This is a genomic window from Streptomyces litchfieldiae (genome assembly GCF_031845365.1).
In the GTDB taxonomy this organism is placed as follows: domain Bacteria; phylum Actinomycetota; class Actinomycetes; order Streptomycetales; family Streptomycetaceae; genus Streptomyces; species Streptomyces litchfieldiae.
On the sequence record NZ_JAVREL010000024.1, the window covers coordinates 1 to 18,961 of the forward strand.

The following is an 18,961-nucleotide window of genomic DNA, read 5'->3' on the forward strand; positions in this document are numbered from 1 at the left end:
CTCGCTGAATAGTTACCAAAAAAATCTGGCGTTGACTTTTGGCACGCTGTTGAGTTCTCAAGGAACGGACGCTTCCATCGAATCCCTCACCGGGACCCTCCGGGCGTTCCCTTCGCTGTGTCCACCACTCTAGAAGCAATCCCCGCCGAATTCCAAATCCGGCTCCGGAGCACCTATTTCGGGCAAGCCGAAATAGACCCTCGCGGGTTCGGAGTGAAACTGGTGATGGGGGCTGCTCCCACCCACCAGCCGGTGACGACCGGCGGCTCAGTGGCAGCTCGGACAACGCTACGTGCGTGTGGCGACTGCGTCAAGCCGAGATGGATGTGGTCGCGGTCACGCCGCGACCGGGACCTCCGTCTGGCGGTCCGGTTCGGCGATGTCGCCCGTCTCGCCGGCCGCCACGGCGCGTCGGCCCAGGATGAACACATAGGCGAGGAAGGCCAGTTCGGCGGCGACGCCGATGGCGATCCGGGCCCAGGTGGGCAGGCCGGACGGGGTCACGAACCCCTCGATCAGGCCCGAGACCAGCAGCACGACGGCGAGGCCGACGGCCATGCCGAGCGCCGCCCGGCCCTCCTGGCCCAGCGCGGTCAGCCGGGTGCGCGGCCCGGGGTCGATGACGCACCACCCCAGCCGCAGGCCCACCCCGGCGGCGACGAACACGGCGGTCAGCTCCAGCAGGCCGTGCGGCAGGATCAGCCCCAGGAACACGTCGAGCCGGTCCGCGGCGGCCATGAGACCGACGCCGGTCGCCACGTTCACCGCGTTCTGGAGGAGGACCCACAGCACTGGGAGGCCGAGCAGCGCGCCGAAGGCCAGGGACATGCCGGCCACCTGGGCGTTGTTCGTCCAGACCTGGGCGGAGAACGCCGCGGCGGGGCTGCTGGAGTAGTACGTCTCGTAGGCGCCGCCGGGGCGGGTCATCTCGCGCAGCTCGGCGGGGGCCGCGATCGACGCCTGGACTCCGGGGTTGTCGGCGATCCACCAGCCGAGGGCGGCGACGAGCCCGGTGAAGACCAGCGCGGTGGGGACCCACCAGTGCCGTGTGCGATAGCAGGCGGCGGGGAACCCGGCCGTGAAGAACGTCAGGGCGTCCCGCCAGGTGGCACGGCGGGTGCCGATCACCACGCTGCGGGCGCGGGCGACCAGGGTGGTGAGCCTGCTGATCAGGGCCGGGTCGGGCGCGGAGGACCGCACCACCGAGAGATGGGTGGCCGTGCGCTGGTAGAGGGCGACGAGCTCGTCCGTCTCCGCGCCGGTGAGCCGACGGCGGCGACGGCGCAGCAGGGCCTCCAGCCGGGCCCACTCCGCCCGGTGCGCGGCGACGAACACGTCGAGATCCATGGTTCAGAGCTTGTCAGACGACAGTGACAGACTGGGCGCCGGAGGGCGGTCCAAGGGAGTGTGCGAAGGGGGCGCGGCCGGATGAGCCAGTTGGTGACGGGCGATGCCGTGGTGCTCGGGCTCCAGCCCGCGCGGCTGCCGAGCCGGGCGATGGCCATCGCGGTGGACCTGGTGGTCGTCGTCGGCGTCTATCTGCTGCTCTCCGTGGTGCTGCTGAGCACTGTGCTGCCGCTGGGTTCGGCCGCGGCGGGGGCCGTTCAGGTGGCGTTGCTGGTGCTGGTCCTGGTGGGCGGGCCCATCGCGGTGGAGACACTCAGCCGGGGCCGTTCGCTGGGGAAGCTGGCGTTCGGGCTGCGTGTCGTGCGGAACGACGGCGGGCCGATCCGGTTCCGGCACGCGCTGGTGCGCGGGGCGGTGGGCTTCGTCGAGATCTTCCTGACCGCGGGGTCGGTGGCCTGTATCGCCTCGCTGGTCTCGGCCGAGGGGCGGCGGCTCGGGGACATCTTCGCGGGGACGCTCGTGGTGCGGGAGCGGATTCCGGGCGGCCGGGCCAGGCCCCTGCCGGTGCCGCCGCCGGAGGCGGCCGGACAGTTCACGGGGCTGGACCTGTCGCGGGTGCCGGACCCGCTGTGGCTGGCGGTGCGGCAGTACCTGACGCGAATGGGCCAGCTCGATCCGCAGGTCGCCTGGTCGATGGCGGTGCGGCTGGCCGATGACGTGGTGGCCCGGGTGGGCACGCCGGCGCCGCCGGGCATGCATCCGGCCGCGTATCTGAGCGCGGTGGCGGGTGAACGGCAGCGGCGGGAGGCGGAGCGGGCATTCGGCCCGGGGCCGGCGGCCGCCGCTCCCCCGGCGCCGTCCATACCCGTGTCGCCCGCGCCGCCCGTGCCACCGGGCCCGCCCGTCGCCGAGCGGCCGGAGCGGGCGCCGGAGCCTCCTCCGGTGCCGCGCGAGGAGCGGCCGGCGCCGCGCGGGGCCGGGTTCACTCCTCCGTCGTGATGTCGGCGGGCGGCGAGGGCGGGGAGTCCAGTTCCTCCAGCTCGATGCCGGGGGCGGCGAGCACGACGTCGCCGGTGAGGTGCGCGGTGCGGCGCTCTCCGGTCTCCAGGTCGTCGACGCGGTAGGTGTCCACGGTGAGCGTCGCGCCGTCCACGGTGTGCGCCTCGCTGCCGGTGAGGGTCCACTGCTCGTCGCGGGTGCGGGGGGCCAGCACGGGCGGGGCGAGGTCGACCAGCCGCAGCCGGGCGCCGGTTCCCGGCTCGGTGAGCCGCAGCAGCCGGGCGGTGGCGATCAGGAACGCCGGGGAGCGGCCGGTGAACGCGCGGGCGGGCGCGTTGCCCTCCTGGGCCTCCTCGCCGGTGGCGGCCATCCGGACCCAGGTGACGCCGTCCAGCGCGGCGCCGCGCACCTGCCAGCCGGCGGCGGCCAGTTCAAGGCGGAGCGGGCGGCCGAGCGCGTCCAGGGTGAGGTCGAGCGAGCCGGTGGCCGTGCCGTCGGGCGCGAACGACCGGGACACATAGCGCCAGCCGGTGGGGCCGGGCGCGCACTGGAAGCGCTCCTCGCCCAGGGGGGTGCCGTCCTGGGGGTCGTGGAAGCTGTAGCGGCCGCGTGGCATGGGCGGGGAGACGGGGGCGGCCCGGCCGTGGCCGGGCCGCCGTTCGCGTCAGTCGCGATCAGTGGCGATCAGTAGCGGTAGTGATCGGGCTTGTACGGGCCCTCGACCGGGACGCCGATGTACGACGCCTGCTCCGGGCGGAGCTCGGTGAGCCGGGCGCCGAGGGCGTCCAGGTGCAGCCGGGCGACCTTCTCGTCCAAGTGCTTCGGGATGGTGTAGACGCCGGTCGGGTACTCGTTCGTCTTCGTGAACAGCTCGATCTGGGCGATGGTCTGGTTCGCGAAGCTGTTGGACATGACGAACGAGGGGTGGCCGGTGGCGTTGCCCAGGTTCAGCAGGCGGCCCTCGGACAGGACGATGATGTTGTGCCCGTCGGGGAACGTCCAGGTGTGCACCTGGGGCTTGATCTCGTCCTTCACGACGCCCGGGATGCGGGCGAGGCCGGCCATGTCGATCTCGTTGTCGAAGTGGCCGATGTTGCCGACGATCGCCTGGTGCTTCATCTTCTCCATGTCGGCGGCGAGGATGATGTCCTTGTTGCCGGTGCAGGTGATGAAGATGTCTGCGGTCCCGACGACGTCCTCCAGGCGGGCCACCTGGTAGCCGTCCATCGCGGCCTGGAGCGCGCAGATCGGGTCGATCTCGGTGACGATCACGCGGGCGCCCTGGCCGCGCAGCGACTCCGCGCAGCCCTTGCCGACGTCGCCGTAGCCGCAGACGACCGCGACCTTGCCGCCGATCAGCACGTCGGTGGCGCGGTTGATGCCGTCGATCAGGGAGTGGCGGCAGCCGTACTTGTTGTCGAACTTCGACTTGGTGACGGCGTCGTTCACGTTGATCGCGGGGAAGAGGAGCGTGCCGTCCCGGAACATCTCGTACAGGCGGTGCACGCCGGTGGTGGTCTCCTCCGTCACGCCGCGGATCTCGGAGGCGGCCTGCGTCCACTTCTGCGGGGTCTCGGCGACGGTGCGCGTCAGCAGTTCGAGGATGACGCGGTGCTCGTCGCTCTCCGCCGTGGACACGTCCGGCACCCGGCCGGCCTTCTCGTACTCGACGCCCCTGTGCACCAGGAGCGTGGCGTCGCCGCCGTCGTCCAGGATCATGTTCGGCCCGCCGGTCGGGCTGTCGGCCCAGGTCAGGGCCTGCTCGGTGCACCACCAGTACTCTTCGAGCGTCTCGCCCTTCCAGGCGAAGACCGGGATGCCCGCGGCGGCGATCGCGGCGGCGGCGTGGTCCTGGGTGGAGAAGATGTTGCACGAGGCCCAGCGGACGCGGGCGCCGAGGGCGACCAGGGTCTCGATGAGCACGGCCGTCTGAACGGTCATGTGCAGTGAGCCGGTGACCCGGGCGCCGGCCAGCGGCTGGGCATCGGCGTACTCCTTGCGGATCGCCATCAGGCCGGGCATCTCGTGCTCGGCGAGGGTGATCTCCTTGCGGCCGAACTCGGCCAGCGACAGGTCGGCGACCTTGAAGTCCTGAGCGGTGGTGACGCTCGATGTCATGACGACTGCTCCTCAATAGCTGAGCGTTGGCGGACACGATACGGCCGCGGGCGCAGCGCGCTTGGGCAGCGCGCGTCCGGGCCTCGAATCCGTCGGAGGGCCTTCTTACCCCTCGGCCGGGCTGGGCCCATGGGCCGCCCGACTGCCATCAGCAGCGACGTCGACTTCTGGAGCCGAATCTACACCGGGGCCCCCGGGGGGCCTCAAGACGGCCGGATGAATCCCGGTCAGATTCCGTCACAACGCGACGGTGGCGCGGAAGACGGTGCCCGGGCCGGTGACCTCGACGCGCTCGCCCGCGCGCACCCAGGCCGACCGGCCGGGGGCGAGGGTGAGGCTTTCGCCGTCGGCCGAGGTCAGGACGGCGCGGCCGGCGGTGCACAGCAGGATCTGGGCGGTGCCGTCGGGCAGCGCGCGGGCGGCCGAGCCCTCGGCGAGCACGAGGCGGGAGAGGCGGAACTCGTCGATCGGCGTCGCGTACACCTCCTCGCCCGAGCCGTCCGGCACCGGCGCGGGGTGCAGCACGCCGGGGTCGGTGGCCTCGAAACGGACGATGCGCAGCAGCTCGGGAACGTCGACGTGCTTGGGGGTGAGGCCGCAGCGCAGCACGTTGTCCGAGTTGGCCATGAGCTCCACGCCGAGGCCGTTCAGATAGGCGTGCGGCACGCCGGCGCCGAGGTAGAGGGCCTCGCCCGGTTGCAGGCGGACGTAGTTGAGGAGCATGGCGGCGATGACGCCGGGGTCGCCGGGGAAGTGGCGGGCGATGCCGGCGTAGGCGGCGTGGCCGAGGCGGTCGGCCGCCTCGGCGGCCCGGGTCACGGTGTCGGCCATGGCCTCGGAGTCGGCGGTCAGGACGGCGGTGAGGACCTCGCGCAGCGCGCCGGTCTCCGGGTGGGCGCGCAGCAGGTCCGCATACGGCTTGAGCTGGTCGACGCCCAGCCCGTCGAGGAGGTCGGCGGCCTCGGTGGCGGGGCGGAAGCCGCACAGCCCGTCGAACGGGGTGAGGGCGCAGATCAGTTCGGGCTTGTGGTTGGCGTCCTTGTAGTTGCGGTGGGGGGCGCCCACGGGAACGCCGCGCGCCTCCTCGTCCGCGAACCCGGCCCGGGCCTGGTCGAGATCGGGGTGGACCTGGAGGGACAGCGGGGCGTCGGCGGCCAGGACCTTGAACAGGAACGGCAGCCGGGGTCCGAAGGCGTCGACGGCGGCGTCCCCGAGCTCGCCGCGCGGGTCGGCGGCGATGACGTCGGCGAGGGAGACCGGGCCGGCGCCGCGGTCGACGCGGGAGGGCGCGCCGGGGTGGGCGCCCATCCACAGCTCGGCCTGCGGCTTGCCCGTGGGCTCGGTGCCGAGCAGCTCGGGCAGGGCGGTGGTCGAGCCCCAGGAGTACGGCCTGATGGTGTTGTCGAGGAGGTCCATCGCGCGGCGGATTCTTTCTCGTGGTGGCTGGGCTGTGCGTCGTGGCCGGGCGGGGCCTAGGGGCGGGCCCCGGAGGCGAGCGCCAGGTAGACGGCGGCGAAGTCGAGCTGGGAGATGAGCTCGGCGGCGGTCTGGAGCGGCCCGCTGTCCTCGGCCGCGTCCAGCTCGCTGAAGGTCACGCCGTGCTCGAACGCGAGGTCGCGGGCCGCCGCGGCGGCGCCCTCGCCGGGCTGTGCCGACGCGCTGCGCAGCAGGACGACCCGGGGGTGCAGCGGCGCGGGCTCCTCGACGCGGTCCCGGAAGAAGTCGTCGGTGTCGGTGCCGGGCGCGAGCGCCCCGTTGAGCAGCGCGGCGTGCGCGGTCATGGCCCCGGGCAGCTCGGCGGTGAGCGCGGGGCGGCCGGGCAGGGCGGTGAGAACGGCGGTGGCGTGCCGGGCCACCGCACCGGCGACCGGGCCCTCGCTCCACAGCAGCGGCAGGGCGGCGGCGAACTCGGCGGCGAGCGCCTTGGCCGCGTTGGCGTGCGTCCTGGTGGTGGGGCCGCAGCGCTCGGCGACGGCGTCCAGCCGGTCGGCCATGGCCGAGACATCGGCGTCGTCGGCGGCGAACAGGCCGAGCCGGCCGCCGAGCAGCAGCAGTGGGGTGAGCAGCGCCCAGACCGGTCCCGGCGCCGCCGGGTGGCCGGTGGTGTCCTGGAACGGGGCCGGCGTGAACGGCAGGGCCATGCTGCGCCGGTGGCGGGTGACCTCGGCCAGCGGGGAGCCCGCGGGTGACACGGTGACGGCGGTGCAGCCACGGCGGTAGGCCGACTCGAGCAGCATGCCGAGGCCGGGCTCGGAGCCGTCGGCGGTGGCGATGAGCAGCAGGTCGAGCGGGCCGGCCCAGCGCGGCAGCGACCAGGTCAGCGCGCCGGGCGCGGCCAGGGCGCCGGCGGGGTGCAGCCGGGCGACGCGGACGCCGTCCCCGGCGAGCGCGCCCAGGAGGTCGGCGATCAGCGCGCTCTCGGGGCCGCCCCCGGCGACGAGAACGGTGCCGGGGCGTCCCTCGGGGGCCAGTTGACCCAGTCCGGACTCCTCGGCGGAACGGGCGGCGGTGCGAACGTGGGCGCCCCCGGCGGCGACGGCGCGCAGCAGGCCGTGCGAGTCGGCGCGGACCAGCGCGTCCGGTGTGTCGAGCAGCGATTCGTCGATCATGAGGACTCCGGTGGCCCGACGTGGTGGCTCAGCCGGTCCGGCGGGCCTCGTCCTCCAGGAGGACGGGGATGCCGTCCCGGACGGGGTACGCCAGCCCGCAGCCTTCTCCGGTGCACAACAGCTCATCGGTGTCCTCGCGCAGCGGCGCGTGGCAGACCGGGCAGGCGAGGATGTCGAGCAGAGCGGCCTCGACGAGCGGCATGGCGTCCCTCCTGCGGTGTGTGGCTGTGGCAGTCACCCTACCCGGAGGGACACCATGGCGGCACGCGAGCCCGACGGGGTCAGGCGCGGACGATGGCGAGGACCTCGTCGCGGATCTTCTCGACGGTGGTGGCGTCCCGCGCCTCGATGTTGAGGCGCAGCAGCGGCTCGGTGTTGGAGGGCCGGATGTTGAACCACCAGTCGGCGGCCGTGACCGTCAGCCCGTCGAGCTCGTCAAGGGTGACGCCGGGCCGGTCGGCGTAGGCGGCCCGGACGGCGGCGGCGCGGCCGGCCTGGTCGTCGACGACGCTGTTGATCTCGCCGGAGGCCGCGTACCGGTCGTAGGCCGCGACGAGTTGGGACAGCGGGCCGTCCTGGCCGCCCAGCGCCGCCAGGACGTGCAGGGCGGCGAGCATGCCGGTGTCCGCGTTCCAGAAGTCGCGGAAGTAGTAGTGGGCGGAGTGCTCGCCGCCGAAGATGGCGCCGGTGCGGGCCATTTCGGCCTTGATGAACGAGTGGCCGACGCGGGTGCGGACCGGCGTGCCGCCGTTCTCGCGGACCACCTCGGGGACCGTCCAGGACGTGATCAGGTTGTGAATGACCGTGGAGCCGGGCGCCTTGGCCAGCTCACGGGCGGCGACCAGGGCGGTGATCGCGGACGGCGGGACGGGCTCGCCGCGTTCGTCGACGACGAAGCACCGGTCGGCGTCGCCGTCGAACGCGATGCCGATGTCCGCGCCGGTCTCCCGCACCCGGGCCTGGAGGTCGACGATGTTGGCGGGGTCGAGCGGGTTCGCCTCGTGGTTGGGGAAGGTGCCGTCCAGCTCGAAGTACAGGGGATCGAGTTCGATGGGCAGCCCGGCGAACACGGTGGGAACGGTGTGGCCGCCCATGCCGTTGCCCGCGTCGACGACCACCTTCAGCGGGCGGATGCCCGCCAGCGGGACCAGGGACCGCAGGTGCGCGGCGTAGTCCTCCAGCGTCTCGCGCCGGGTGACACCGCCGGGCCGGTCGACCGGGGCGGGCGCGCCCTCCTCGGCCCAGCGCTCGACGAGGGCGCGGATGTCGGCGAGCCCGCTGTCCTGGCCGATGGGCGCGGCCCCGGCGCGGCACATCTTGATGCCGTTGTACTGGGCCGGGTTGTGGCTGGCGGTGAACATCGCGCCGGGGAGGTCGAGGGCGCCGCTGGCGTAGTAGAGCTGGTCGGTGGAGCACAGGCCGATCTCGGTGACGTCCGCGCCGCGGGCGGCGGCGCCGCGGCCGAAGGCGGCGGCCAGGCCGGGGGACGACGGGCGCATGTCGTGGCCGATGACGATCGCGCTGGCACTGGTGATCTCCGCGAAGGCGGCGCCGAACAGCTCGGCGAGGCGTTCGTCCCACTGGTCCGGGACCACCCCGCGCACGTCGTAGGCCTTCACGAGCTGTGACAGATCCGGCACGGCTAACCCCTTGTCTTGAGGTCGGAGGATGGGCGGTGCTGTCGGGGAGCGCTCCCCGCCCAATGTACCGACCGGACGTTACGCCCCTGGTCACCGCCCTCGGATCAGGCCTCGGGGGAACGCAGGATGCGCAGGTGGCCCCGGCGGGCCACCTCCATGGGGTCGCCGCTCGGGCCCGGCCCGGGCGGGGGGTCCTGGCGGGGCGGGGTGCGGGCCGCCTCGCGCACGGCGTCGGCCAGCGCCTCCAGGTCGTCCGCGGTGTGCCGGGCGGCGGTGGCGTCGACGGCCAGCCGGACGACCTCCCAGCCCCGGGGCGCGGTCAGCCGTTCCGAGTGGTCGGCGCACAGGTCGTAGCAGTGCGGCTCGGCGTAGGTGGCGAGCGGGCCGAGAACGGCCGTGGAGTCCGCGTAGACATACGTAAGCGTCGCGACGGCGGGGCGGGCGCACGCGGTGCGCGAACAGCGACGTACGGGGCTCACGATGTTGGACCGTACCGCACTCCTGAGCGGGGGGCGACGACGCGCCGGGCGTATGGGTGCCGTGTCGTCCCGGCTGCGCCCGCGCTGTACGGATTCGCCCGGAGGTTCGGTGTTGTCCCGCGTCCGGGGGCGGCGGGGCGGCCGAGAGGGGACGGCGCCGCCTCTCCCGGCGGCGTCTTGTCCTCTATGGTCGGAGGCGATGGACAATTCCAGCAGCGTCCCCCCCCGTCCCATCCGGCCCGGCCAACCGTCATCGGCATCGGGACCGGCATGGCCGCGGCATGCGCGGACCCGTCGCACCGCCCCAGGTGCCGCTCGCGATCAGCCGGGCGGACACGTTCGACTCCCTGGTGCACGAATCGGCCGAGCGGCTGCGGCGCCGGCTGCCGCAGCTCGCCGGCGTGGACTTCGGCGTGCAGGAGGTGCCCTGGCTGCCGCGGGACGGCGCCGGGGAGATGTCGGGGTCGGACTCCGTGCCGCTGGGCGGCGTGATCAGGGCCCGGGGCGGCCAGCCGGACCGGGTCGTCGTCTTCCGCCGCCCGGTGGAGCTGCGCGCCCGGGACCGGGACGAGTGCGCACAGCTCGTGCATGAGGTGGTCGTGGAGCAGGCGGCGGAGCTGCTGGGCCTGGCCCCGGAGTCGGTGGACCCGAGGTACGGACAGGACTGACGACGCAGGCGCCTAGGGCCTGTATCGAGTTCCCGGTCGGATCAGCCCGCGGCGTCAGACGCGGTGCCCTCCCAGGCCCTTGGGGCCTGGGAGGTACCCCCAGCAAGGCACCGGATCGCAGCTCATACCCGGCCGTATTCGCGCGATTCGGCTGGGGGCACCTCCCAGACGGAGTCTGGGGGAGCGGCGAGGTGCCGTGACTGGCGTCGCGGGCCCGGGCGGGAACTCGATACAGGCCCTAGTCCATGAGAACGGCCAGCTCGGGGCGGGTCTCGGGAACGGTGACCGTGGAGCGGTCGTCGGGGAGCGTCTGGATCGTCAGCCCGGGGGCGTCCTCGTCACCCGTCAGGGCCCGCGACGCGTACAGCGGGCCGCCGTTCGTCCGCAGCGTCACCGCGTAGGTGCCGTCGGTGGACTCGGGCAGCTCGGGGGCGAAGGTGAGCGTGGTCCGGCCGTCCACGGTGTAGGTCTCGGTGACGCTCTCGCCGCCCTCGGTGCCGGGCGAGACGGTGACGTCGACCTCCACGGCCTCGCTCGGGGCGACGAGCGACAGCTCGGTGCCCGAGGTGGTGTTGCCGGAGACGGTGGCGCGCCGGTCGACCGGGGCGGTGGCCGGGATGAACGCCATGTCCTGCTCGCCGTCCTCGCCGAGGGTGACGCGGGCCGCGGCGACGACCGCTCCGCCGCCCGAGCCGGAGGCGGGGGTCAGGACGAGCGAGCCGGCCTCGCCGCGGGTCAGGTTCTCCAGGTCGATGGCGGTGAGGGTGCCGGCGTGCACGGACACCGTCTCGTAACCGGCGGGCGCGATCGTGCCGTTGGCCCCGGCCAGGCCGACGTCGAAGGTGACGTCCTCGTCGCCCGGGGCGAAGACCGTCAGCCGCACGGTGCCGGCGTCCGCCGGGATGCCGGGGATGACCAGGGGGCCGGGGGGCGCGTCGGCGGGCGGCAGCCAGTCGGCGCCGAGCTGTTCGTCGACGGCCTCGATGAGGGCGCCGACGCGGCCGGTGCGGGCGGTCACCTGGACGGCGAGGTTGGTCTGCGGCTCGTCGGTGAGCGTGGAGAGGCGGATCGGCACGGTGGCGCCGCCGGGCACGGTGATGCCCTGGCCGAGGTCCGTCTCCAGCCGGCCCTCGGGGCCGTACAGGCCGATGTCCACGACGGTGGCGGCCTCGTCGGGGTTGGTGATGTGGACGTAGTCGGCGCGGGACTCGGCGGTGCTCGCGCCCGTGAACCAGAACTCCGTGTCGGGCGTCTGGCACGACGTGCCGAGCAGGCCCGCTCCCGTGCCGACGGTGACGCTCGTGGTCTGCTGCACGGTCCAGCCGGGGGCGAGCCGCGCCTCGGCCGTGCCGGTGAGCGCCGGGGCGTCGGCGTCCGTGACCCGGGCGGCGGCGGGGACGCCGGGCTCCTCCAGCGGAACGACCGGCTCGGCCTCCGCCGGGTCCTCCGACTCCTCGGTCTCCCCGGACTCCTCCGTCTCCTCGCCCTCGGTGCCCGGCTCGTACTCGGCGGCGGGCAGCAGGGCCGCGCTGCCGGGCTCCTCGCTGCTGGTGTAGTCCTCCTCGGCCCCGGCCGGGCCGGGCGTGAACGCGGTGTACCAGGTGGTCGCCGACTCGGCGGCGGTGGGCCGCGGGCAGGTCAGGGCGGTGCGTTCGACCGGGCGCGGGAGCCGTTGCTCCAGGGTGCTGATGTCGGTGTCGTCCGGGCGGATCGCGGCGAAGCCGGTCACGGCGGCGAGCGCCACGAGGGCCGCCAACAGGGACATGGTGGTGCGGTTCACCGCTGGTTGCTCCCGTCGCCGTAGTCGGCCGGGTAGTCGTACGGCGCGACGTGGTTCTGGTCGTAGCCCTGCTCGTCCCACTCGGGGTAGGGCTGCTGCGGAACGGGCCGGCCGCCCGGGTAGTAGGTGCCGGCGTCCTGGTACTGGCCCTGGTAGGGGTCCTGATACGGCTCCTGGTAACCCGGGTGGGGCTGCTGCTGCTCGGCGGCGGCGGCCGGCTCGGGTTCCGGGTCGGCCAGCGGCGGCGCCGGCGGCGCGGGCGGGGGCGGCGGGGCGGCGGCAGCGGCGGCGGCCGCCTCGCGGCGGGCCCGGCGGCCGGCCGCGGCCACCACGGGCGCCGGCTCGTCGGGCAGGTCGTCGTCGAGCTCGCGGCGCCGGCCGGGCAGCGCGAGCACGGCGAGGACGAGCAGCCCGAAGCCCTGCGCCCACACCCACAGCGTGTGACCGCCGGGGGTCTCGTGGACGATGTCCAGGCGCCCGCCCCCGGCGGGCAGTTCGAAGCCCTGGGCCCAGCCGCCGAGGGTGACGGGGGTCAGCGGCTCGCCGTTCAGCGTGGCGCCCCAGCCCGCCGCCGCGGCGTCGGCCAGGCGCAGCGTGCGCCCGGCCGGGCCGTCGGGGATGTCGGTGTGCACCTCGACGGCGCCGGCCGCGACGGGCACCTGCGGGGCGTCGGCGCCCTCCTCCTCGGCGGGCAGGATCATCGCGCGCGACACGTCGCGGTCCACCCGCCACAGCGCGCCGCCGTCCTCCTGGCTGAGCCGCTGGAGGCCGGGGGTGGTGTCCAGGATCCGGTGCAGCTCGCGGGGCGAGCCGTCCTGGACGAGGACGTAGCGCACGGCGTATTCGGCCAGCACGGCGGTCTGGTCGGCGCCGGAACCGGCGGCGAGGTCGCCGACCGCCTGGCTCAGCGCGGAGTCCTCGCCGAGCATGGCGGCCAGGTCGGCGTCGCCGAGGCGGGCGCCGGATCCGCGCACCAGGCTGTACTCGACGGTGTCGGCGGGGCCGTCCGCGCTCTCGCCGCGGCCGGCGAGCACCAGGGTGCGGGCCTGGTCCTGCGCGGTGCTCTCCTCGGCCACGAACGCGGGCACCTGAACGGGGTTGGCGCGCTCCAGCGGGCCGTCCGCGCCACCCAGCACCCAGCCGGCGGCGACCAGCACCGGGCCGGCCGCGGCGGCGCCCGCGATGGCGACGGCGACGGGCTGGCGCCAGCCGAAGTTCTGCGCGGCGACCCGGTAGCGGGCGCCGTCCGCGCCGAGCACGGCCGCGCACAGCAGCGCCAGGCCGTAGACGAGGGTGGCGGGCCCGGCCCAGCCGTCGTTGTCGGACCAGACGGCGAAGACCAGCGCGACCAGGGCGGTGGCCCAGGCGGTGAGAATGGCCAGCCGCCGCTCGCGGCGCAGCAGGGCGCCGAGGGCGGCCAGCAGCAGGCCGATCAGCAGCCAGGTGCCGGGCGTGCCGGGGCCGCCGGGGTTCATGTTGAGGAGCTGGAACGGGGTGGCCCGGCCTGTTTCGAAGGGCATGCCGACCTCGCGCAGGAAGTCGGAGGGGCTGAGCAGCACCGACCAGGACCAGGGGCCGACCAGCACGACCGGGGTGAGCAGGAGCGCGCCGAGCCGCAGGGCCTTGGCCGGAACGACGCCGGGCTCGGTCCGCAGCGGGAAGGCGACGGCGCAGATGGCGAGCAGCACGGCCATCGGCCAGATGACGGGCGTGAACGCGGTGCCCACGGTGAGCAGCAGCGCGCACGCCCACACCGCGCGCCAGGAGCCGCGGCCGGTGGGGCTCGTGTATCCGGCGGCCAGGACGGCGGTGCGGGCGAGCGGGGGCAGCAGCACGGCGAGCACGACGGTGCCGACCCGGCCGCCGGCGAGCGCGCCGGTGACGGCGGGCAGCAAGGCGTAGGCGATGCTGCCCCAGGCGCGCAGCAGGCGGGACATGACCAGCGGCCGGGACGTGAAGTAGGCGCTGGCGCCGGCCAGCGGCACGGAGGCCACGAGCAGCACGGTCATGGCGAGCCCGGTGCTGCCGAGCAGCACGGTGGACAGCAGGGCGAGCAGCGCCAGATAGGGCGGGCCGGACTCGGTGCCGCCGGTGCCGACGGGCTGCCAGGTCTCCAGGAAGCGGTCCCACAGGGTGCCGGCCTCGGCGGGGGCGGGCAGCAGGGCGCCGCCGGTGAGCGCGCCGGCGCCGATGAGGTCCCGGCAGGCGAGGAGCGCGGCCAGCAGGAGGCCGAGGAAGAGCATGGGGCCCGGGCGGCGGGCCAGCCGACGGACGCGGGCGAACTGCTCGACGTCCAGCGCGTCGGCGTCCTCGTCGGTGGGGCCCGACTCGACGGCGCCGTGCCGGCCGCCGGAGGCGCCGGCGGGCTCGGAACGTCCGCCGAAGTTGCTGACGACCTGTTCGACGGTGGTGCGGATGGTGGCCAGCGGGGGCGGGAAGAGGGGGCGCAGCTCGGCGGGGTCGGTGTTGGGGTCGGTGGCGCGGGCGCGGCGGCGCCGGGCCCCGAGCACGCGGCCCGGGCGCAGCAGGGTGGTCAGCAGCCCGGCGGCCTCGTCCAGCGCGCGGCCGGGCAGCTTGCCGACGAGGTAGGCCAGCACGCGCAGCAGGGTGCCGAGGACGAGGCGGAACATCACCCAGGGCAGCGCGCGGGCGCGCGCGTTGACGAGGAGGGCGTAGCAGGCGGCGGCCTTGTCGACGCGGTGCGGGCTGCCGCCGAGGCGGCCGGCGCAGTCGATGGAACGGCGTTCGCGGGAAGCGGCCTCGGCGTGCCGGAGCACGGCGGCCGGGGCGACGAGGACGCGGTGGCCGGCGGCCTGGGCGCGCCAGCACAGGTCCACGTCGTCGCGCATCAGGGGCAGCCGCCGGTCGAAGCCGCCGAGTTGTTCGAAGACGTCGCGGCGGATGAGCATGCCTGCGGTGGAGACCGACAGGACGGGGCGCACCTGGTCGTGCTGGCCCTGGTCCTGTTCGCGGCGGTCCAGACCGGTCCAGCGGCGGCCGCTGTTGGCGATGGAGACGCCGACCTCCAGGAGCTGCCGGCGGTCGTACCAGCCGCGCAGCTTGGCGCCGATGACGGCGGCCGAGGGGCTGGCGTCGGCCTGGCGCAGCAGCTCGCGGAGGGCGTCGGGCTCGGGGGCGGCGTCGTCGTGGAGCAGCCAGAGCCAGTGAACGGGCTCGCCGAAGGGCAGTTCGGGGAGGTCGTAGGTGCTCGTGTCCCACGTGCGGGTGACGGGGTCCCAGGCGCTGGGCCGCTTGAGGTAGGGCAGGTCGTCGGGGGTGAGCACCGGCGCGGTGCGGGCGGCCTCCGCGACGGCGGTGCCGAAGCCGGTGCGGCGGGCGAGATGGAGGACGCGCTCCGCGCCGAACGCCTCGGTGACGAGGGTGGCGGAGGAGTCGGCGCTCCCGGTGTCGGCGGCGATGACGTCCTGGACCGGCCGGTCCTGCCCGAACAGCCCGGTGAGGACGTCGGGAAGCCAGCGTTCGCCGTCGTGCGAGACGAGCACGGCGGTGACGACGTGCCGCGGGAATTCGGGATGGGCGGGCTGCTGCGGCGCCGCCGGCTGGCTGTGCACGGACATCGAGGTGCTGGCCCCGGTTCGCTGGACGGTGTGGACGCTGCCGCCCTGCGGTGGCGGCGCTACGTCTCGGACAGCGCACCACACTAGCGGCTGGGGCCGTCGAAACCCGCCGGACCGATGTCGGTTCGGTCGGGGGAGGTCAAGGGGGGATCAGACAGCGGCCTTCTTCAGGCGGCGGCGTTCACGCTCGGACAATCCGCCCCAGATTCCGAAACGTTCGTCGTTGGCCAGGGCGTATTCGAGACATTCGGAGCGGACCTCGCAGGCGAGGCATACCTTCTTGGCCTCGCGTGTGGAACCGCCCTTCTCGGGGAAGAACGACTCGGGATCGGTCTGGGCGCACAGTGCGCGCTCCTGCCAGCCGAGCTCCTCGTCCGCCTGGTCGACCAGCAGTTGTTGGAACAGCTCGGTCATATGCGCGCCCCTCGTCTTCTTTGCGTCCCCGTGATGTCGCCGTTATCGATACCGCTCGAACGACACGAGTGAAATTACAAGTGGGCTGCTCACTGGCAGTCAAGCCACGATCTGCTATTCACCCGATGATTCACCCTGTGGCACCACAAGCGCACGGAAAGTGTTCAAATCGGCACAAACTCATGCTTGCTCGCACGGCTCCCGCCGCGTAATCCGGTCGTTCTCCTCCCACTTCGCACTCGGTACAGGCCTTGTACAAGTAAGAGACGAACGAGCATCCGGATATGTTTCGCCCCGCGGTCGGCAGCGATGAGGATCACAGCCGGATCACGGATGCGCAACGGCCTCCCGAGGCCATCGATGGTGTCGCGTCTGTCCGCGTGACGGGGTGCATAAACCTTTCCGCGGACACGGCGACCGGATGTGATGAAACAATGGTCGCGGCCGCGCGCTCGGTTGACAGGCGCGCGCGCCTGCCGCTCCGCCAGGGCATCCCATCCACGACAACCGATGGCGACACCTCACACCTCATGGACAACGACAACGAAATCGCCGGCGATCCGCTGGCGATCCCGCATCTGCTGCCGCCCGCTCCCGAGCACCCGTCCACGATCGCGCAGTTCGCCGCCCTGGCCACCGCGCTCGCGGGTGATCGCGAGTGTTGGGCGCCCCTGGTGCGGTACGACCCGGCGAGCCGCTGGTACCACCGGCTGCGCACGGGTCCGGGGTACGAGGCGTGGCTGTTGAGCTGGGTACCCGGCCAGGGCAGCGGGCGGCACGACCACGGCCCGTCCAACGGGCTGTACACCGTGCTGGACGGCGCGCTGACGGAGCACGCGGTGGGCCGCGGCAGCCGGGTCCTGACGCCCGGTTCGCTGCGGGTGTTCGCCCCCGGCTATGTCCACGAGGTGGTCAACGCCGCCCTCGGGCCCGCCGTCAGCCTGCACGTCTACTTCCCCGGCCTCACCGAGATGCGCATGCACCCCCGTTCGCATGCCGAACCCGTGCCCCGGGACGTCCTGGCCTGCTGACAGACTGGGCCGCATGCAACGCATCGTGGTTCTCTCCGGCGGTATCGGCGGCGCCCGCTTCCTGCGCGGGTTGCGGCGCGCCGCCCCGGACGCGGACATCACCGTCATCGGCAACACCGGTGACGACATTCATCTGTTCGGCCTGAAGGTCTGTCCCGACCTCGACACGGTGATGTACACGCTGGGCGGCGGCATCCACGAGGAGCAGGGCTGGGGCCGGGCGGACGAGACGTTCACCGTCAAGGAGGAACTGGCGGCGTACGGCGTCGGCCCCGAGTGGTTCGGGCTGGGCGACCGGGACTTCGCCACCCACATTGTCCGCACCCAGATGATCGGCGCCGGGTACCCGCTCAGCGCCGTCACCGAGGCGCTGTGCCGGCGCTGGCAGCCGGGGGTCACGCTGCTGCCGATGACGGACGACCGCGTGGAGACGCACGTGCTCATCGACGACGGGGACGGCGGCCGCAAGGCGGTGCACTTCCAGGAGTACTGGGTGCGCCTGCGCGCCGCCGTCCCCGCGCACGCGGTGGTACCGGTCGGCGCGGACACCGCCCGGCCCGCGCCCGGCGTGCTGGAGGCGATCGCGGCGGCCGACGTCATTCTCTTCCCGCCCTCCAACCCCGTGGTGAGCGTGGGCACCATCCTGGCCGTGCCCGGCATGCGGGACGCCATCGCCGGCGCCGGGGTGCCCGTCATCGGCCTGTCGCCCATCGTCGGCGACGCGCCGGTGCGCGGCATGGCCGACAAGGTGCTGGCGGCCGTGGGCGTGGAGGCCACCGCGGCGGCCGTCGCCCAGCATTACGGCTCCGGGCTGCTGGACGGCTGGCTGGTGGACACGGTGGACGCGGACGCGGTCAAGTCCGTGGAGGCGGACGGCATTCGCTGCCTGGCCGTGCCGCTGCTGATGACCGACCTCGACACCACCGCCGCGATGGCGCGCGAGGCGCTGGCGCTCGCCGAGGAGGTCAGGGCCGCATGACGGACTCCTCCGCGTACCAGGTGTGGGCGGTGCCGGGCATCCCCGAGGTGAAGCCCGGGGACGAGCTCGCCAAGCTCATCGCCGAGTCGGCCACCGCGCCCGGGCTGCCCGGGCTGGCGGACGGCGACATCCTCGTCGTCACCTCCAAGATCGTCAGCAAGGCCGAGGGCCGCGTGCGGCAGGCCGACGACCGGCAGGACGCCATCGAGGAGGAGACCGTCCGCGTCGTCGCGCGCCGCGGTCCGGCCCGGATCGTCGAGTCCCGGCACGGCTTCGTGATGGCGGCGGCGGGCGTGGACGCCTCCAACACCCCGCCCGGCACCGTGCTGTTGCTGCCCGAGGACCCGGACGCCTCGGCCGAGCGCATCCGGCGCGCGCTGCGCGACCTGCTCTCCGTGAACGTCGGCGTGGTCGTCACCGACACCTTCGGCCGCCCCTGGCGGGAGGGCCAGACGGACGTGGCGATCGGCGCGGCCGGGATCGAGGTGCTGGACGACTTCCGCGGCACCACCGACCCCTACGGCAACCCGCTGGGCGTGACCGTCACCGCCGTGGCCGACGAGCTGGCCGGGGCGGGCGAGCTGGTCAAGGGGAAGACCGACGGCCTGCCGGTCGCCGTCGTCCGGGGTCTGGGCCACCGCGTCGGCCCGGGTCGCGGCACCGCCCGGGACCTGATCCGGGACGCCGCCAACGACATGTTCCGGCTGGGCACGTCCGAGGCCGTTCGCGAGGCCGTGACGCTGCGCCGCACGGTCCGCGAGTTCACCGACGCGCCCGTGGACCCCGAGGCGGTTCGCCGCGCGGTGGCCGCCGCCGTGACCGCTCCGGCCCCGCACCACACGACGCCCTGGCGGTTCGTGCTGCTGGAGTCGGCGGGGGCCCGGACCCGGCTGCTGGACGCGATGCGCGAGGCGTGGACGGCCGACCTGCGGCGGGACGGCAAGTCCGAGGAGAGCATCGCGCGCCGGCTGCGGCGCGGCGACGTCCTGCGCGCGGCGCCGTATCTGGTCGTGCCCTGCCTGGTCGCGGACGGCGCGCACGCCTACCCCGACGAGCGGCGCGCGACGGCCGAACGGGAGATGTTCGTGGTCGCGACGGGCGCCGGCGTGCAGAACCTGCTGGTGGCCCTGGCCGGCGAGGGCCTGGGCTCGGCCTGGGTGTCGTCCACGATGTTCTGCCGTGACGTGGTGCGCGCCGAGCTGGACCTCCCGGCGAACTGGGACCCCATGGGAACGGTCGCCGTCGGCCACGCGGCGGCCCCGCCCCGCCCCCGCCCGCCCCGCGACGCGGCGGCGTTCATCGAGGTGCGCTGACCCGGA

Annotated in this window: 16 protein-coding genes; 5 read left to right on the forward strand and 11 right to left on the reverse strand. The window is 74.1% G+C overall.

What is annotated here, in order from left to right; genetic code table 11:
- Positions 1-336: 336 nt before the first annotated feature.
- Positions 337-1,347, reverse strand: coding sequence for a stage II sporulation protein M (locus RM590_RS29990; RefSeq protein ID WP_311707905.1), 1,011 nt, complete (start codon positions 1,345-1,347; stop codon positions 337-339).
- Between the two features lie 81 nt (positions 1,348-1,428).
- On the opposite strand from RM590_RS29990, the gene RM590_RS29995 reads away from it, so the two are divergent.
- Positions 1,429-2,346, forward strand: a complete 918-nt coding sequence (locus RM590_RS29995) for an RDD family protein (RefSeq protein WP_311707906.1) — start codon at positions 1,429-1,431, stop codon at positions 2,344-2,346.
- Here RM590_RS29995 and RM590_RS30000 read toward each other — a convergent pair.
- From RM590_RS30000 to RM590_RS30030, 7 genes are all read right to left on the reverse strand, one after another.
- On the reverse strand, positions 2,330-2,962 hold the full coding sequence (locus RM590_RS30000; RefSeq protein WP_311707907.1) for a hypothetical protein: 633 nt from the start codon (positions 2,960-2,962) through the stop codon (positions 2,330-2,332). The two genes, RM590_RS29995 and RM590_RS30000, sit on opposite strands and share 17 nt — an antisense overlap.
- Positions 2,963-3,030: 68 nt before the next feature.
- The gene (gene ahcY / locus RM590_RS30005; RefSeq protein WP_311707908.1) at positions 3,031-4,464 is read right to left on the reverse strand and encodes an adenosylhomocysteinase; all 1,434 of its coding nucleotides are present in this window, start codon (positions 4,462-4,464) and stop codon (positions 3,031-3,033) included.
- A 237-nt stretch (positions 4,465-4,701) separates the two neighbouring features.
- Positions 4,702-5,880: a mannose-6-phosphate isomerase, class I gene (manA, locus tag RM590_RS30010; RefSeq protein ID WP_311707909.1), complete on the reverse strand. Its 1,179-nt coding sequence runs from the start codon at positions 5,878-5,880 to the stop codon at positions 4,702-4,704.
- Positions 5,881-5,936: 56 nt separating this feature from the next.
- Positions 5,937-7,073, reverse strand: coding sequence for an SIS domain-containing protein (locus RM590_RS30015; protein ID WP_311707910.1), 1,137 nt, complete (start codon positions 7,071-7,073; stop codon positions 5,937-5,939).
- Positions 7,074-7,101: 28 nt separating this feature from the next.
- Positions 7,102-7,275: a Trm112 family protein gene (locus RM590_RS30020; protein ID WP_311707911.1), complete on the reverse strand. Its 174-nt coding sequence runs from the start codon at positions 7,273-7,275 to the stop codon at positions 7,102-7,104.
- A gap of 79 nt (positions 7,276-7,354) precedes the next feature.
- Entirely contained in the window at positions 7,355-8,713 is a 1,359-nt protein-coding gene (locus tag RM590_RS30025; protein WP_311707912.1) for a phosphomannomutase/phosphoglucomutase, read from the reverse strand.
- 104 nt (positions 8,714-8,817) lie between these two features.
- Positions 8,818-9,192 carry a DUF3499 domain-containing protein gene (locus RM590_RS30030; protein ID WP_311707913.1) on the reverse strand — a complete coding sequence of 125 codons (375 nt, stop codon included), beginning with the start codon at positions 9,190-9,192 and terminating at the stop codon, positions 8,818-8,820.
- 206 nt (positions 9,193-9,398) lie between these two features.
- Between RM590_RS30030 and RM590_RS30035 the strand changes: the two genes are divergently transcribed.
- Positions 9,399-9,860, forward strand: coding sequence for a metallopeptidase family protein (locus RM590_RS30035; protein ID WP_394814006.1), 462 nt, complete (start codon positions 9,399-9,401; stop codon positions 9,858-9,860).
- A gap of 238 nt (positions 9,861-10,098) precedes the next feature.
- Here the strand turns inward: RM590_RS30035 and RM590_RS30040 are convergent, their stop codons facing one another.
- From RM590_RS30040 to RM590_RS30050, 3 genes are all read right to left on the reverse strand, one after another.
- Positions 10,099-11,640, reverse strand: coding sequence for a DUF5719 family protein (locus RM590_RS30040; RefSeq protein ID WP_311707915.1), 1,542 nt, complete (start codon positions 11,638-11,640; stop codon positions 10,099-10,101).
- Positions 11,637-15,218, reverse strand: a complete 3,582-nt coding sequence (locus RM590_RS30045) for a glycosyltransferase (protein WP_311707916.1) — start codon at positions 15,216-15,218, stop codon at positions 11,637-11,639. Before RM590_RS30045 ends, RM590_RS30040 begins: the two co-directional genes overlap by 4 nt.
- Positions 15,219-15,368: 150 nt before the next feature.
- On the reverse strand, positions 15,369-15,632 hold the full coding sequence (locus RM590_RS30050) for a WhiB family transcriptional regulator (RefSeq protein WP_049578918.1): 264 nt from the start codon (positions 15,630-15,632) through the stop codon (positions 15,369-15,371).
- Positions 15,633-16,162: 530 nt separating this feature from the next.
- Here RM590_RS30050 and RM590_RS30055 point away from each other — a divergent pair.
- From RM590_RS30055 to RM590_RS30065, 3 genes are read left to right on the forward strand one after another with little or no spacing between them, the layout of a single operon-like run.
- Positions 16,163-16,663 carry a cysteine dioxygenase gene (locus RM590_RS30055; RefSeq protein WP_311707917.1) on the forward strand — a complete coding sequence of 167 codons (501 nt, stop codon included), beginning with the start codon at positions 16,163-16,165 and terminating at the stop codon, positions 16,661-16,663.
- Positions 16,664-16,676: 13 nt separating this feature from the next.
- Positions 16,677-17,642, forward strand: a complete 966-nt coding sequence (gene cofD / locus RM590_RS30060; protein ID WP_311707918.1) for a 2-phospho-L-lactate transferase — start codon at positions 16,677-16,679, stop codon at positions 17,640-17,642.
- Positions 17,639-18,955 carry a coenzyme F420-0:L-glutamate ligase gene (locus RM590_RS30065; RefSeq protein ID WP_311707919.1) on the forward strand — a complete coding sequence of 439 codons (1,317 nt, stop codon included), beginning with the start codon at positions 17,639-17,641 and terminating at the stop codon, positions 18,953-18,955. Before cofD ends, RM590_RS30065 begins: the two co-directional genes overlap by 4 nt.
- Positions 18,956-18,961 lie beyond the last annotated feature (6 nt).

Excerpts from the sequence above, each read along its gene's own strand:
- RM590_RS30015 (WP_311707910.1), bottom strand. The coding sequence starts at position 7,073 with ATGATCGACGAATCGCTGCTCGACACACCGGACGCGCTGGTCCGCGCC.
- RM590_RS30020 (WP_311707911.1), bottom strand. The coding sequence starts at position 7,275 with ATGCCGCTCGTCGAGGCCGCTCTGCTCGACATCCTCGCCTGCCCGGTC.
- RM590_RS30065 (WP_311707919.1), top strand. The coding sequence starts at position 17,639 with ATGACGGACTCCTCCGCGTACCAGGTGTGGGCGGTGCCGGGCATCCCC.
- RM590_RS30045 (WP_311707916.1), bottom strand. The coding sequence starts at position 15,218 with ATGTCCGTGCACAGCCAGCCGGCGGCGCCGCAGCAGCCCGCCCATCCC.
- manA (WP_311707909.1), bottom strand. The coding sequence starts at position 5,880 with ATGGACCTCCTCGACAACACCATCAGGCCGTACTCCTGGGGCTCGACC.
- cofD (WP_311707918.1), top strand. The coding sequence starts at position 16,677 with ATGCAACGCATCGTGGTTCTCTCCGGCGGTATCGGCGGCGCCCGCTTC.
- RM590_RS30000 (WP_311707907.1), bottom strand. The coding sequence starts at position 2,962 with ATGCCACGCGGCCGCTACAGCTTCCACGACCCCCAGGACGGCACCCCC.
- RM590_RS29990 (WP_311707905.1), bottom strand. The coding sequence starts at position 1,347 with ATGGATCTCGACGTGTTCGTCGCCGCGCACCGGGCGGAGTGGGCCCGG.
- RM590_RS30055 (WP_311707917.1), top strand. The coding sequence starts at position 16,163 with ATGGACAACGACAACGAAATCGCCGGCGATCCGCTGGCGATCCCGCAT.
- RM590_RS29995 (WP_311707906.1), top strand. The coding sequence starts at position 1,429 with ATGAGCCAGTTGGTGACGGGCGATGCCGTGGTGCTCGGGCTCCAGCCC.
- RM590_RS30050 (WP_049578918.1), bottom strand. The coding sequence starts at position 15,632 with ATGACCGAGCTGTTCCAACAACTGCTGGTCGACCAGGCGGACGAGGAG.
- ahcY (WP_311707908.1), bottom strand. The coding sequence starts at position 4,464 with ATGACATCGAGCGTCACCACCGCTCAGGACTTCAAGGTCGCCGACCTG.